Here is a 14,656-nt window from a genome sequence, read left to right as displayed (position 1 = left end):
TGCTCCAGTTATATCCGTGGCGGAACACCCACACCCGCGTTCCCCTATCTGCGAAACAGGCTCATCCGTGGCTGGGACGCATGGTGGGCACGCTGGCGCAACAGGGGCGGCACCGCATGGTCGCCTTCCCGCGTCATGGATTGTGTTGTGTATTCATCCGGCCCATCACCATCAGGCGGGAATTTTCCTGCCCTCCCCGCCACGGGGCGCGCGGCAGCGACGGCGCGGGAAGGCGCGTACTGGCCAGACGTGGCCGGTTTGAAGGATGTATCCATCCTCCACTCTCCTCTATCCGGGATATGGAAATAATGCGAAGGGCCTGACTGGATCGGTCGCCGGCAGGGCCGGGGGCAGGATACAGTCGCCCATAGTGTAACGCCGGTATCGAGACTGCGTTCCCTGAATATCTTTTGTCCGTGCCATCTGCCGGGCCAGCATGGCGGGGGCGGGCGATCTGGTTTTTCCGCCTGCCTGCGGGGCAAAAAAGCGCGGTCTGCTCCGTCACGGGGCCGGTCACTGATTGTTAACGCCTGCGCTCCTATCCTGAAATTCATGACCCTGCACCGGACCGCCTGATCGGGCGGACAGGCCGCAGGCCAGCCATGCGACCGGCAACATCTTCCGGCCGGGGGCGTTTGGTTGACGAAGACGGGGCGCACGCAGTGGCCCCATAACGGCCCGCGCCGCCCCTTGTGCCACCTGCTGAAGGAAAATCCATGACCCAGAGCATTCCCCCCCAGAGCCAGGACCACCAGCCCGGCGTCGAACGCCTGCTCAAACCCAGGGCTGAACATATCCGCCCCGATTATCGCGGCAGCGACAAGCTGAAGGGACGCCGCGCGCTGATTACCGGCGGTGACAGCGGCATAGGCCGCGCCGTCGCCCTGCATTTCGCGCGGGAAGGGGCGGATGTCGCCATCCTTTATCTTGAGGAGGAAGAGGACGCGCGCGAGACCATCCGCCTGGCGGAAGCCGAAGGTGTCAGGGCCCTCGCCATCGAAGGCGATGTGGCCAACAGCATGGTCTGCAATGACGCCGTGGCCCATGTGGTCGAGGTCTTTGGCGGGCTTGATATCGTCGTGAACAATGCGGGCGTGCAGTATGTCAGCACGGACCTGACCGATATTTCCGATGAGACATGGCAGCGTCACATGGACGTCAACATCAATGGCTATTTCTACATTACCCGTGCCGCCCTGCCGCATCTGAACAGGGGCAGCGCGATCATCAATACATCGTCGATCAATGCTTTCGCGGGCAACAAGGCGCTGGTCGCCTATACCACCACCAAGGCCGCCGAGATGGGCTTCACCCGCGCCCTTGCCCTCCAGCTTGCGGAAAAGGGCATCCGGGTCAACGCGGTCGCCCCCGGCCCGATCTGGACGCCGCTGCAGCCCGCAAGCTGGGGACCGGTCGATCCGCAGGCCGTGGCCGACATGGGCAAGAGCACGCCCATGGGCCGCATCGGCCAGCCCAGCGAGATGGGTCCGGCCTATGTCTATCTGGCGGCGGAAGATTCATCTTACGTCACGGGGCAGACGGTGCATGTAAACGGGGGCATGATCATCAATGGCTGAGGCGCTCCCCTCGCTCATGCTTCCTGCATCGAGCTGGCTTCGCGCGGCGGCCCACCGTCGCTGGCTTGATGCGCAGGGGCAGCGCCTGCTTGATTTTTCAAAACCTGCCCGCGTGCCCGACGGCTTCGCCTCGCTGGATGACGACGGGCAGCTTTCCGCCGATGCCGGGGCGGACGCGATCCTGACCGCGCGCATGACCCATGTCTACGCGGTGGCGGCGGGGCGCGGCCTGCCGGGATGTTTCCCGCTGGCCACCCACGGTGTTGCGGCCCTGCTGGGGCCATTGCGCGACGAAAGGCATGGCGGGTGGTTCACCGGGCCGCCCGCCGATGGCCTGCCACCCGATGGGGGCCGCAAGCAGTGTTACCTGCATGCCTTCGTAGCCCTTGCGGCATCATCGGCGGTGGTAGCAGGCGTGGACGGCGCACGCCCCCTGCTGGAGGAGGCGCTGGCGGTATGGGAACACCATTTCTGGAGCGAGGAAGAAGGCGTTTTTCGTGAAAGCTTCGCGGCCGACTGGTCGGATGAGGAAAATTACCGTGGCGCCAACGCGAACATGCACGCAGTGGAAACCTGCATGGCAGTGGCGGATGTGACTGGCAGGCCGGTCTGGCGACAGCGCGCGCTGAGGATTGTGGAGCGGATCATCCACGACCTTGCCCGGCGCAACAATTACGACGTGGCTGAACATTTTGACCGCAACTGGACGCTGCTGAAGGATTTCAACCGCGACAAACCCACGGATGACCTGCGTCCCTTCGGCATGACGCCGGGGCATTTCGTGGAATGGTCACACCTGCTCCTGAAACTGGAGGCCGCCCTCCTGCGCGAAAGCGGTCGCGCGCCTGCATGGCTTCTGGATGATGCGACCGGCCTGTTCCAGCGGGGCATGGCGGCAGGCTGGGCGCGCGATGGCCAGCCGGGCCTGCTGTATACCGTGGACTGGAACCTTGAACCGGTGGTGCATAACCGCCCCCACTGGTGTCAGGCGGAAGCCATGACATCCGCCGCTGCCCTGCTCAAGCGGACCGGCCACAGGGAATATGAACACTGGTACCGCACGATATGGGATTATATCGACCTGTACATGATCGACCGCAGGCGCGGTGGCTGGATTCAGGAACTGGACCGCGATAACCACCCGTCCGAAGTTGTCTATGCGGGCAAGGCGGATCTGTACCATGCCTGGCAGGCGACGCTTACGCCGCTCCTCCCGCTGGCACCGAGTTTCGCCACCGCCGTAGCCAGCCTGGACCAGTAACCCCGCGAACATGGCCGGTCTGCGCTGCATCCGGCCATATCCCCCTTTTCGCCATCAGGACGGTTCAGTTGAACCCGATTGATGCCCCCACAAACACGCCAAACCCGTCACCCGGCTGCATGACCGCCAGTTGCTTGCCCGCCGCCTGATACCCCGGCACCACGATGGCCGCGTAATGGGTGTTGGCAAGGTTATTGAAGCTTATGAAGACTTCACGGTGTTTATGCGGCCATGAATACCCGATATTGGCGTTATAGATATGATAGGAGGGGGCAAAATACGTCATATCATAGGACGCGCCCACCTTGGATGAAACCTGCGCGCTGAAGCCTGCGTAAAACCCGTTGCGCATGTCCAGATGCACTTCACCCTGATAGAAATGCTCAGGAATGCCCGGCAGGTGATTGTTGCCGAAAACCGCGTCATGTCTGTAGCGGAAATCCTGATACGTATAGGCCTGCCGGAGTGACAGCGTATTGCCCGCCCATTTCAGCAGTTCGGTTTCCAGCGAAACCTCGACACCCTGATGGGTTGTGGGGGATGCGTTGCCATAAATCGACGTGCCCGCCGCAAGGGATGCGGGCGTAGTGATCGTAAGCAGTTCGTTATGCACGGATGAATGATAGTATGTCAGGCTCCATTTATTGTGGAAGTAATGGCCGGTCGTGCCGATCTCGAACGTGGTTGCGGTCTGGTTGCGCAGCCTGCCCGATGTGGAGTTTTCCCCCGCCGTCGCCTGTAGCGGATAACTGGCGGCATTATAGTAATTCCCGGCATAGTTGTAGTTCCAGTCATTGGGGGGCTGGATACTGCGGCTGACATTGCCATAAATCTCGATATGCGGGTCGGGTATGTAGCGAAAGCCGCCACGCGGCACGAAGTTGACCGATGCCGTGTGCAGGTCGCTCCGGTTGGGATAGGTGACATCGGACGTACGCTTGATGAACGCCAGCGCCCCCGCCGCCGTCAGCCACAGGTTATGCACGACCTCGGTATTGTTGCGCAGATGGAAATAGTTTTCCGTGCCGCCATATTTCACGTTACGCAGCAACGTGCCATCCGGCACCCCGCCAAATACGCTACTGACGCGGATGCGGTTGCGCTGCCATGCCTCGATATCGCTATAGCTCAGGATACCAACCTGCGTATCGCTTTTATGGCCACGCAGCACATCATGGCGGTCGTAATTCAGCACGCCCGCGATCGTCTTGTAGCCCCATATCTGCGATGATGCGGTATTCTGGATGTCGATTGGCGCATCCTGATAATTGCCGCCGAACTCGATCTTCGAGTGATCGTCGATACGGATGGTCGTCATGGACCCGTAATACTTGGTTCCCGGCTGGATACGGTGTGATCCCCATGAATAATAGGGGGACTGCGCCTGCTTGGGATCGGACAGGATCTGGTCGCGCGTCAGATAACCGGGATAGCCGTTATCGGTCTGCCGGTAGCGAAAGAAGGCCCGCGTCGAGACGCGATCGTTGAATCGGTAGCCGAAATTGGCGTTAAGCCCGAAGCTGGTCGCCTTGGTATTGTCCTGATACCCGCCACGATAGGAATTGGTGGCGCTGAGGTAATAATCGAACTTGCCAAAGACCCCGCCGGAACTGAGCTGTTCCTTGACATAGCCAAAGCTGCCCGCTTCCACCCGTGCCTGGTACCGCTGCGCGTCATATCCGGTCTGGCTGACATAATTGATCCCGCCGCCAAGCTGCATGCCCCCATAATCGAACGCGTTGGCCCCGCGCAGCACCTCGGTATAGCGCAGGCCCAGCGGTTCAAACAGTTCATAGGGCGTGCCCGCCGGTGTCGTAACCGGCAGTCCGTCAAACATCATCAGCATGCCGGAACGGAAATAATTGGTGCCGGTGGCAATGCCGGACCCACGGACGGACAGGCGGATGCCATCGCCCCCGCCCGATGACTGCGCAAAAACGCCGGGCTGGAACGCAAGGGCGTCGGCGCTGGTGAAATTACGGCCCTTGAGCACTTTCTGCGCGTCAATCACGCTGGTGGCGCCGGGGATGGAGGCCAGCCTTGTCTCCGCCCGGCTGACGGGCGTTGCGCGGTGGCGGGAGACGGAAATCAGTTCCGGTCGCGGCGGCGTGGGCGCGGTGGCAGTGGACGATGTGGACGCCGCCGCGGGTTTTGCGTGCTGCGTGGCGGCAGCATGCCCGGTACGGGGGGAAAGTGGTTTTTCAGCCGCAAACGCATGGGGGGCAAACCCTATCCAGCAGGAACTGACAACCAGCGTGGTGTGACGGGACAGGATGCGCGAACTGGTGGAATATCGGTTACGTATGGTGGTTACGGGTATCCGGGGCATAGGGGGCTGTTCCATAACTGTATCTGTATTGATTGTTTTCTTTGTTTTTCTTCGTAATCATTGTACGCATGCCTCGGTTCTACACATTCCACTGTTCCATTCATGAATGACTGAATACGACCGCCCGTTCTTCATCGGGTGACCGCATGGCTGTACTGCCGGTTGAACCAGACAAGGCCCGGCTGGCCATCATTTTCACCGGTGATGACATCCACCACATGGGCAATGACCACCGTATGGGTGCCAACATCGCGGATTTCCCTGACACGGCAGTCAAAGTTCACCAGCGCCCCGTCAAGGAGCGGCGCGCCCGTCCGGCCCCTGTGCCATCGTGCGGCGGCAAAGCGTTCGGCCATGGGGCGTGAACGGCTGCTGAAAATATCCGACAGCGGCTGCTGCCCGCCATGCAGGACGTTGATGGCCAGCACCCCATGTTCCAGCACATGCGGATGCGCGCTGGTGGAGCGGTTTATGCACACCAGCAGGGTCGGCGGCGTATCGGATACGCTGCACACGGCGGATGCGGTAAATCCGTGCGGTCCCTGCGGACCATCGGTCGTCACGATCGTCACCGCACTGGCCAGCGCCGCCATGCCATTGCGGAAATCCGCGACCGGCACCGCGTCCTCTTCCAGGGCGGTATAGCCAAACGGCGTGATTACATTTGTCATGAAGGATCAGCTCCCACTTTCAGAAGAAACCAGCATTTCAGGGGTGGCAACGACATAGGACGCCCGCGCGGGGACAGCGGCCCGGTGCCGCCGCAGGGCGGGGTCCATATCGGGGTCGTAGCCAAATACATCCCACCGGGAGAGGAAGGACATGGTGATCCCGGCCACCGGGGCCAGCAGCACCAGCCAGAACAGGCGCGGGCCAAGATGTGCGTTCAGCCACGGCAGGAACAGCAGCGCCAGCGTGCCCCCCATGCCCGAAACCAGCCGCGCCAGACCAATCCCCATCCCGCGCAGTTCCGTGGGGTAGCTAAGGGTGGGATAGGCCATGAGCTGGCACCCCGGCCCGAACCCCTGCGCGAACAGGAAGGCGGCAAACCCGCCAAGGGCGACAATGACGCCCGGCGTCCCGTGTGGCGTGCCGGTCAGCGCAAGGGCGGCGATACCCGCAATCTGCACCGCGTAACCCGCCAGCACGATGGGACGGGAATGGAAGCTGCGGGTCAGCCGCACGCCCAGCAGGCCGCCGGGAAACGCCACGGCAAGGTTGAGGACGATGGAAATGACCAGCACCTGTCCCGCGCTGGCATGCACGATGGTTGTCAGCAGTCCGGGCAGGCCGAATATGATGGCGCTGTAGGAAAGCGCGCTGACCAGTGTCATGCCGCAAATCAGCAGTCCGCGCTGCAACAGCGGCGGCCGCAGCAGTTGCAGCGGATCGGGATGGACGATAACGGGCGCATGTGTCGCGGTCGGACGCACGATGGGATCGACGCCATAAGACCGGCGCACGATTTCCGCCGCCCGCGCCAGATCGCCACGGCGGGCGATCCAGACGGGGGATTCATTCATGTAACGCCCGCGCACCATGATGATGATGATGGCCGGTACCGCGCCAAAAGCCAGCGATGCCCGCCACAGCCAGTCGGGGTGCCCCGCCGGCAGCACATGCGCGAGCACAAATACCAGCACGAAGCACAGGGATGACGCGGCATACCATGTCGGGCACCATGCCGCCGCCCGGGCGGCCTTGCTGCCCCGCCCCTCAAGGCGCGAGAATTCCGACAGGAACGCCATGGCCACCGGCAGGTCCATCCCCACCCCGAACCCCATGGCGAACCGCGCCGCGATCAGGATACCCACGCTTGGCGCGAACCCCGCGACCAGTGCGGCAATGACGAAGCACACCATATCCGCCATGAATACGGCGTACCGCCCGATGCGGTCCGTCAGCCACCCGCCCGCCAGACTGCCGATGATCGTGCCTGCATTCAGGGCGGCGGCGACAAGGCCGGTCTGGAACGCCGACAGCCCGAAATGGGCCTGCACGTCCGATATGCCCCATGACAGGGTCGTCAGGTCATAGGCATCAAGAAACACGCCACCCAGCGCAAGTGCTACGACAATGCGGGCATGGCTTCCCGCGCGCGGACCGGCATTGATGATGGCGGAAATATCGTCCGCGTCCCGCACAACGGGGCGATCGGACGTGGTCTGTTCTGTCATGTCGTCACCTGTTCCTTGTGGGAATGATGGCCCGTAGCGTGCAGCGTGGTCAGGGCGGACAGGGTTATCGCCAGCTTTTCGGCATAGCGGGTGACTTCGGGCAGACCCATGAGTTCACCAAAGCGCCCACGCGCCAGCGGCCCGGCGACAAACAGGTTGCCCGCATGCGCCGTCCCGACACAGGCGCGGCCCAACGCATCCACATGCAGGCCAAGCCCCGTCGCATCCATTTCCACCCACCCGGCGGCGGCCAGTTCCGACAGGAACGGCACGGTCTTCAGGATGGCGTCGTGCGCGGGGCCGGTTGTGGTGATGATGGCGTCATACGTCCCCTGCCGCGCCGGGTTCGCGCCATGGCGGATGGTTGCCACAAACGCGCCGCGCCGGCTGTCCACCTCCACCACGCGGCCCGCGCGGATCTCCAGCGTGCCGTCACGTTCGCGCTGGCGCAGGATGTCATCGGCCTGCGGCGCGATGCGGAAGCGGTGCGTATCCCAGAACGGACGCAGGTGCCGGATCAGCCGCCTGCGTTCGACAACCGGCAGGGCGGCCCAGATATCAGGCCCCTGTTCGCGGATGCGGTCAAACACCGCCTGCCATGGCTGACCGGCGGCATCCGCCACGGCATGACGTATTGTGCGCAGCAGGTGTCGCGCCGTACGCGACGGGGGCGATGCGAACTGCCCGGTTGGCGTCACCGCGCCATCATGATGCCCGCGCGGGCGTTGACCCCGGCGGGAAATGGCGGTGATGGGGCCATGATGCCCCCGATCGGTCAGGGTTGCGACCACATCCGCCATGCTCAGGCCGGTCCCGATGATCAGGACACGGTCCGCCTCCCCTATCGCATGCAGCGCCGTGCCGTCCCATGGATTGGTGATGAGCCTGGGGGCGCCATCCCCGCCGGGCGGCAGGTCACGCAGCACGGCAGGGGCCTGCGGGGCCGGATGGCTGGTGGCGATGACCACGATATCGGCGGTCGTGGACTGGCCGCGCGCATCGGTCAGCACCCATCCATCCCCTCGCCCCCGGTGGACCGACACCACCCGGCGGCGCAGATGCGTGACCACCCCGCCATGCAGCAGCGGGGCCAGACGGTCAGCCATGTAGCGGCCGAATACGGAACGGGCGGGAAAATGACTGCCATCGGGCCGGATGGCGTCCGGGTCATCCGCCAGCGCACCGGTCTGCCTGATCCAGTTGGCGAAATCATCCGGGTTGGCGGTATCGATGCTCATGCGCGTCGCGGGCACGTTGACCCGGTGCTGCGGGTCGGTCGCGCCATAGGCCAGACCCGCCCCAAGGAAGGGGCGCGGTTCAAACACGGTAATACGCTGCGGGCCGCTGGCGCCACGCGCAAGGTGCCACGCCAGCGCCGCGCCGCTGAACCCGCCACCGATAATGGCGATATGCGGTATGGAAGAAAAAACCGGCATGGCGGACACCCCCACGATCAGGCCGCGCGGGTCGGGCGGTGATCGCCTGCGATGGTCTCGCCAAACGGCCCCATGTTGTTCAGCGACGCGGCGCCACGCACCGGATGCGCGGTGGGCAGGTGGGGCAGCACCAGTTCACCGAACCGGTAGGCTTCTTCCAGATGCGGATAGCCGGAGAATATGAAGGTATCGATGCCCAGGCGGCGATATTCGTCTATGCGCTCCTGCACCGTTTCCGCATCACCGACCAGCGCCGTACCCGCCCCGCCACGGACCAGGCCGACGCCCGCCCACAGGTTGGGACTGATTTCCAGCCTGTCGCGCCGGCCGCCATGCAGCGCGCTCATGCGCGACTGGCCCACGGAATCCATGCGGGCGAAAACCTGCTGGGCCTTTGCAATCGTGGCGTCATCCAGATGCTGGATCAGGCGGTCCGCGTCATGCCATGCTTCTTCCTGCGTTTCGCGCACGATCACATGCAGGCGGATGCCGAATGAAACCTTGCGCCCCTGTTCACGGGCCAGTTTACGCACATGGCTGATCTTTTCAGCCACAAGCGCGGGCGGTTCGCCCCATGTCAGGTATTTGTCGACCGACTTCGCCGCAACATGCACCGCCGCTTCCGACGATCCGCCGAAGAACAGCGGCGGGCCATCCTTCTGGAAAGCGGGGAACAGCAGCCGCCCGTCCTTGATGGTGAAGTGCCGGCCTTCAAAATTGACATCCTCCCCGCGCAGCAGGGCACGGTAGATATCAAGGAATTCATCGGTAATTTCGTACCGCGTGGCATGATCGGCAAACAGGCCATCACCGGCGTTTTCCGCCGGGTCGCCCCCGGTTACGATATTGATCAGCAGCCGCCCGTTGGAAAAACGGTCCAGCGTCGCGGTCATGCGCGCGGCAAGCGTGGGGGAAAGCAGGCCCGGACGCAGTGCGATCAGATAGCGCAGGCGCTCGGTTACCGGCGCCAGGGCGGATGCGACAATCCAGCTATCCTCGCAACTGCGGCCCGTGGGGATCAGGACGCCGTAATAACCCAGCGTATCCGCCGCCTTCGCCACCTGTTGCAGATAGGGCAGGTCAACCGGGCGCCCCCCCTTCTGCGTGCCAAGGTAGCGGCTGTCGCCATGGGTGGGCAGGAACCACAAGGCGTTGATCTTTTCGGGAATTTCGTAGGACATGGTTACGAGGCCTTGGAAAATGTTTCGGTAGGAAAAAGCGGCTCGGCCGGGGCGTGAAGGGCTGCCGGGTTACGGTAGCGACTGCCGAAATGCCGTTCGGGCAGATGGGCACGCCCCGGCTCGAACAGGCGTTCACGCAGGGTTTCACCCGGCGCATAGGCCGTGCGGTAGCGCCCGCGCCGCTGGAGTTCGGGCACGACCAGATCAATGAAATCGCGGGCGGTTTCGAATGTGTGGTACTGGCGCAGGTTGATGCCGTCGATGCCGTCGATATCCAGCCAGCGTTCGATTTCATCGGCGATACGTCCGGGCGTGCCCACCACGAAAAAGCGCCCTTCATCAAACGATGCGATCTGGCGCAGGGCGCTGCCAACCGTCTGGTCGGGATGGAAACGCCGCCCCATATTGCCAAACGGCACGCCTTCACGTTTCAGCACATCGCCGATGCGCGCATCGGGGTCATGACGCCGCAGGTCTATTTCCGCCTGCGCATGGACCAGTGCACCTTCCACGCTGTAATACTGGCGGTATTTCTCCAGCTTCTTTTCCGCCAGTTCCTGCGTCGTATCGGCAATGATCCCGGCCATGACGATAAAGCGGATGTCGTCGCCATTGCGGCCATGGGCGCGCGCGCGTTCGCGTGTGCGGGCAATGTTGTCGCGCACCGCCTGTGTCGTATTGCCGCCGATAAACACCACTTCCGCATGGCGCGCCGCGAACTCCAGCCCGGCGGGGGAGCCGGTCGCCTGAAACAGCACGGGCGTACGCTGCCGCCCCGGTGCGACAAGATGCGGCCCTGCCACGCGGAAATGCCGCCCGTCATGGTTGATCGGCCTTACGGCGTCGGGATTGGTGAATACGCCTGCGGCCGCGTTGTTGACAACGGCGTCGTCATCCCAGCTTCCTTCCCACAGCTTGTACAGCACGTCGATATATTCATCGGCTATCGCGTAACGCTGATCATGGGGGATTTCATCTTCCAGCCCGAAATTGCGCGCGGCACTGGGCAGGTAGGACGTGACGATATTCCACCCCACCCGCCCCTGGGTCAGCAGGTCCAGCGTCGCCATGCGTCGGGCAAAGGCGAATGGTGGTTCGTACGTGGTGGAGAAAGTCACCCCGAAACCAAGATTTTGCGTCACGGCCGCCATGGCGGGCACCAGCATCAGCGGGTCGAGGTTGGGGATCTGCAGTCCTTCCCGCAGGGCCGCCGCCGTACCATCGCCAAACCGGTCATAGGTGCCGATCACATCCGCAAGGAATACCGCGTCAAACAGCCCTTCTTCCGCCAGTCTGGCGACTTCCAGCCAGTAGGACAGTTCCCCGTAGCGGTGGCGGCTGTTGCCGGGGGCCCGCCACATCCCGTGCACGATGTGGCTGACGCAGGCCATTTCAAACAGGTTGACGTGCAGTTGTTTGGGCGTGGTGGTCATGCTGCCTGCTCCCGTCGGGTGGCGTTGGTGGCGCCTTCGCGCGCGACATCGGTGCGTTCGCGCCACCGCGAACCGAATGCCGTGCCGTTCAGGGCGAAGTCACCCAGTTCGCGCTGACGCTGGATAAGGGGATTGTGGGATGCGAGCGTGCGCGCATTGCGCCAGTGCCGGTCCAGTCGCCGGGCTTCGCTGGTGGCCGATGCGCCGCCCACTTCAAACAGCAGGTTGGCCGCTTCAAGCACCTGCCCCGCCACGATCTGCTGGGCCTGATAGGCCTGCACCTGCGCCACCTCAAAGGCAGGGCCGCCATCGACGCCGGCAGCCCACTGGGCGGATGTGTCCTCCAGCGCCCATGCGACCTTTTCCACCAGCGTACCGGCGGAAAATGACAGGGCGGACAGGCGTCCCACCACACCCTGCACCAGCGGGTCATGACGCTGCGCGACCTGACCGGGCACGCCGAAGGTACGGGTGCGAGGCCGGACAAACGCCACCGCATCGCGCAGGATCGCCCGCCCAATCCCCGCCAGCGTCGCCAGATGGAAAAGCTGGTAATAGGTGGTCAGGTATTCATTGGTGGGAAAGGCGTCGATCGGCACGCGGCTGAGGACGTTTTCATCGGGCACGATCACGTTTTCAAAACGGGTCGTACCGCTGCCTGTCAGTCTCTGTCCAAAACCGTCCCAGTCATCCACGCGGGTGACGCCATGCGCGGTTACGGGCACGGCGACATGGATGCGGTCCGCCCCATCGGTTGCGACCGCTACGATCCACGATGCGTACAGCGTGCCGGTGGAATAATATTTCGTCCCGTCCAGTATCCATGACGCTTTCGACGCATCCGGGTGGGGCCGCAGCGTTGTGGTGGTGCCGGTACTGTCCGTCAGTTCGGCCATGGCCGCGCCAAAAAGTGCGCCACGAGCCACCTGTTCCAGCCACCGCACGGCCTGCGGGCTGTCGCCGCGGTGCAACTGCCCTTCGACAAAGGCGAAATGGGCGCGAAAAATCTGGGGCAGGTTTGAATCAGCTTCGGCCAGTTCTTCCAGCAGCCGGAAAGTTTCCGGCAGGCTTGCCCCGCTGCCGCCGTAGCGCACCGGCACCCGCAACGCGCCAAAACCGGCATCGAGCAGACACCGGACAGCATCATGGGCCAGAACCCGCTCGTGTTCACGGTTGATGGACTCACTGGCGATGCGCGCGAAGATCGGTCGCAGCGTCTGGGCAAGCGCCTCAATCCGGGGGGAGAAACCGTGTGAAGGACGTAGCGGATCAGTCATGACAACCCTGCCGTATTTCTATTTAACTATTTTATTGTGTTGTTTATCCTTCAATCACATTAACAACCGTTATATCCGAGTCAATTATAAATTAACGCGTTTTGTCGTTTATATCGTTATCCTGGGGTGCGCAGGGATATAAATTCGATTGCCGCCCATCGCATTTTTCGGTGCTTAATTCATATATGTATCTGATATATGGATATGTTTTTCATACCGCATTCCACTACATTATTTAGTTTTTTATAACGCCAATGTGCGCTTTTAATTTGCACATTTCATATCGTGGTAATCGGTTCAGAACGAAATCCGGAACAGTTCATACATTTCCGTTTCGGTATATTTATCAATAAACATACCGATTCGCGCGTTATGAGTGGTTCTCCGTTATTCACGATTATATATCGTTGGTTTGCGGCAGGGAGGCGTTCCGGATGGACGCATCAAGCCGGGACGAAAGGACGATGCGGTCAAACGCCTTTAAATCTTCCCATATTTGACATTGCGAACCAGTCTCACTACTTGGATGACTGTAATCCGATGGACGAACCATGCGACCTGCACTTGCCCTAACAGCCCTCGTCTCCATGATCGTGGCCACAACCGCAACGGCGCACGCCATGGACCCGGTCCGACTGGAAGTGAAAGACCATCACTTCTCACCGGACCATTTCACCGTGCCTGCCGGTCAGCGCTTCGTGATCGAACTGACCAACCATGATGACACAGTGGATGAGTTCGAAAGCTACGACCTGAAGTTTGAAAAGATCGTGGTCGCAGGCGGCACCATTTCGGTTCATGCGGGACCGCTTCATCCGGGCACCTACAAATTCTTTGATGACTACCACCCCGACAGCGCCACCGGCACCGTTACCGTAACGGAGACCCCCTGACATGCTGGGCAGTCTTCTGATCGTCTTCCGTGAAGTCATGGAAGCCGGGCTGATCGTGGGGATCGTGCTGGCGGCGACGCAGGGCATTCCCCATCGCGGGCGCTGGGTTGCGGGCGGTATCGGTGCGGGCATTGCCGGGGCCGGTATTGTGGCGATCTTTGCCGGGGCGCTGTCACAGGCGCTATCCGGCAACGGGCAGGATGTTTTTTCCGCCACCATCCTGTGCCTCGCGGTGGTGATGCTGGGCTGGCATATCGTGTGGATGGCGCGGCATGGACGCGAAATGGCACGGGACATGAAGGCGGTCGGGGCCGAAGTCGCCAGCGGCAACCGCTCCCTGCTGGCCATGGCGGTGGTTGTGGCCGTGGCTGTCCTGCGTGAAGGCATGGAAGTGGTGCTGTTCCTGTATGGTATCGCAATTTCCAGTGGCACGGGGCCGGTGCCGATGCTGATTGGCGGCATACTGGGCGTGTTTGCCGGTGCGGCCCTGTCCTGGGCGCTGTATCGCGGGCTGGTGGTGATCCCCCTGAACCGGCTGTTTGCCGTAACCGGCCTGCTGGTCACGTTCCTTGCCGCGGGCATGGCCAGTCAGGCCGCAGCCCTTCTGGCCAATGACGACCTGCTGCCCGCACTGGGCTATGACATATGGGATTCTTCGTGGCTGCTGTCCGATGGCAGCATGCTGGGCCGTGCGGCGAAGGCACTGATCGGTTATTCGGACCGGCCCACGGGCATCCAGATACTGGCATGGATCTGTACCTGCGTGGTGCTGACCGTAACCGGCCATCTGGTGCGCCATCGCACGCCCGCAAAGGCCAGAAGCGCGGTCTGACAGGGACCGCGTACCCGGTTTCATCGCCTGACATAATGGCGGCTGGAGCCGGATTGCCGCGCATTCTTTCCGTGACATCACGACCTTAAAAGCAGGGATACGGACCGGGCATCATGACCCGGCCCGGTCGGGCGGCTTTCATCGGGATCACTTTATCCCCGGCTGACATGATCCTGCCGCCGCAGAGACAGCGGACATCCTGTCCGCCAGATCCCCACGCAGGGGCAGCGGCCTGTGCCGGGGTCAGGTGCCTTTCTGCC

Annotated in this window: 12 protein-coding genes; 4 read left to right on the top strand and 8 right to left on the bottom strand. The window is 62.5% G+C overall.

The features are described from left to right. Positions 1–44: 44 nt before the first annotated feature. A complete protein-coding gene (locus tag ACBR42_RS14885; protein WP_118963707.1) occupies positions 45–275 on the bottom strand; it encodes a hypothetical protein in 231 nt (76 codons plus the stop codon). 441 nt (positions 276–716) lie between these two features. Here ACBR42_RS14885 and ACBR42_RS14880 point away from each other — a divergent pair, with 441 nt between their 5' ends. Together ACBR42_RS14880 and ACBR42_RS14875 are read left to right on the top strand one after the other, a co-directional pair. Beyond that, positions 717–1,577, top strand: coding sequence for a glucose 1-dehydrogenase (locus ACBR42_RS14880; protein ID WP_110547360.1), 861 nt, complete (start codon positions 717–719; stop codon positions 1,575–1,577). Next, positions 1,570–2,838 carry an AGE family epimerase/isomerase gene (locus ACBR42_RS14875; protein ID WP_371208524.1) on the top strand — a complete coding sequence of 423 codons (1,269 nt, stop codon included), beginning with the start codon at positions 1,570–1,572 and terminating at the stop codon, positions 2,836–2,838. The genes ACBR42_RS14880 and ACBR42_RS14875 overlap by 8 nt, the downstream gene beginning before the upstream one ends. A 64-nt stretch (positions 2,839–2,902) precedes the next feature. Here the strand turns inward: ACBR42_RS14875 and ACBR42_RS14870 are convergent, their stop codons facing one another. The 7 genes from ACBR42_RS14870 to ACBR42_RS14840 form a co-directional block, all read right to left on the bottom strand. Beyond that, positions 2,903–5,092 carry a TonB-dependent receptor domain-containing protein gene (locus ACBR42_RS14870; RefSeq protein ID WP_118963824.1) on the bottom strand — a complete coding sequence of 730 codons (2,190 nt, stop codon included), beginning with the start codon at positions 5,090–5,092 and terminating at the stop codon, positions 2,903–2,905. Positions 5,093–5,298: 206 nt separating this feature from the next. Continuing rightward, positions 5,299–5,838 (bottom strand): flavin reductase, encoded by a 540-nt coding sequence (locus ACBR42_RS14865; protein WP_118963709.1) that lies wholly within the window; start codon positions 5,836–5,838, stop codon positions 5,299–5,301. Between the two features lie 6 nt (positions 5,839–5,844). Next, positions 5,845–7,344: an MFS transporter gene (locus ACBR42_RS14860; RefSeq protein ID WP_118963710.1), complete on the bottom strand. Its 1,500-nt coding sequence runs from the start codon at positions 7,342–7,344 to the stop codon at positions 5,845–5,847. Continuing rightward, the gene (locus ACBR42_RS14855; RefSeq protein WP_371208523.1) at positions 7,341–8,780 is read right to left on the bottom strand and encodes an FAD/NAD(P)-binding protein; all 1,440 of its coding nucleotides are present in this window, start codon (positions 8,778–8,780) and stop codon (positions 7,341–7,343) included. Before ACBR42_RS14855 ends, ACBR42_RS14860 begins: the two co-directional genes overlap by 4 nt. 17 nt (positions 8,781–8,797) lie before the next feature. After that, the gene (gene ssuD, locus ACBR42_RS14850; RefSeq protein ID WP_110547365.1) at positions 8,798–9,961 is read right to left on the bottom strand and encodes an FMNH2-dependent alkanesulfonate monooxygenase; all 1,164 of its coding nucleotides are present in this window, start codon (positions 9,959–9,961) and stop codon (positions 8,798–8,800) included. A 2-nt stretch (positions 9,962–9,963) separates the two neighbouring features. Next, positions 9,964–11,394, bottom strand: a complete 1,431-nt coding sequence (locus tag ACBR42_RS14845; RefSeq protein ID WP_110547366.1) for an LLM class flavin-dependent oxidoreductase — start codon at positions 11,392–11,394, stop codon at positions 9,964–9,966. Then, on the bottom strand, positions 11,391–12,671 hold the full coding sequence (locus ACBR42_RS14840; protein ID WP_371208522.1) for an acyl-CoA dehydrogenase family protein: 1,281 nt from the start codon (positions 12,669–12,671) through the stop codon (positions 11,391–11,393). The genes ACBR42_RS14845 and ACBR42_RS14840 overlap by 4 nt, the downstream gene beginning before the upstream one ends. Before the next feature lie 551 nt (positions 12,672–13,222). Between ACBR42_RS14840 and ACBR42_RS14835 the strand changes: the two genes are divergently transcribed. Both ACBR42_RS14835 and ACBR42_RS14830 read left to right on the top strand, forming a co-directional pair. Beyond that, a complete protein-coding gene (locus ACBR42_RS14835) occupies positions 13,223–13,564 on the top strand; it encodes a cupredoxin domain-containing protein (protein ID WP_282760553.1) in 342 nt (113 codons plus the stop codon). A gap of 1 nt (position 13,565) precedes the next feature. After that, complete coding sequence (locus ACBR42_RS14830; protein ID WP_371208521.1) at positions 13,566–14,396, top strand: FTR1 family protein; 831 nt, start codon at positions 13,566–13,568, stop codon at positions 14,394–14,396. Positions 14,397–14,656: the final 260 nt, after the last annotated feature.

The organism is Komagataeibacter sp. SM21, from assembly GCF_041402665.1.
GTDB lineage: Bacteria > Pseudomonadota > Alphaproteobacteria > Acetobacterales > Acetobacteraceae > Komagataeibacter > Komagataeibacter saccharivorans.
This window is presented reverse-complemented; position numbering and strand designations above follow the sequence as displayed.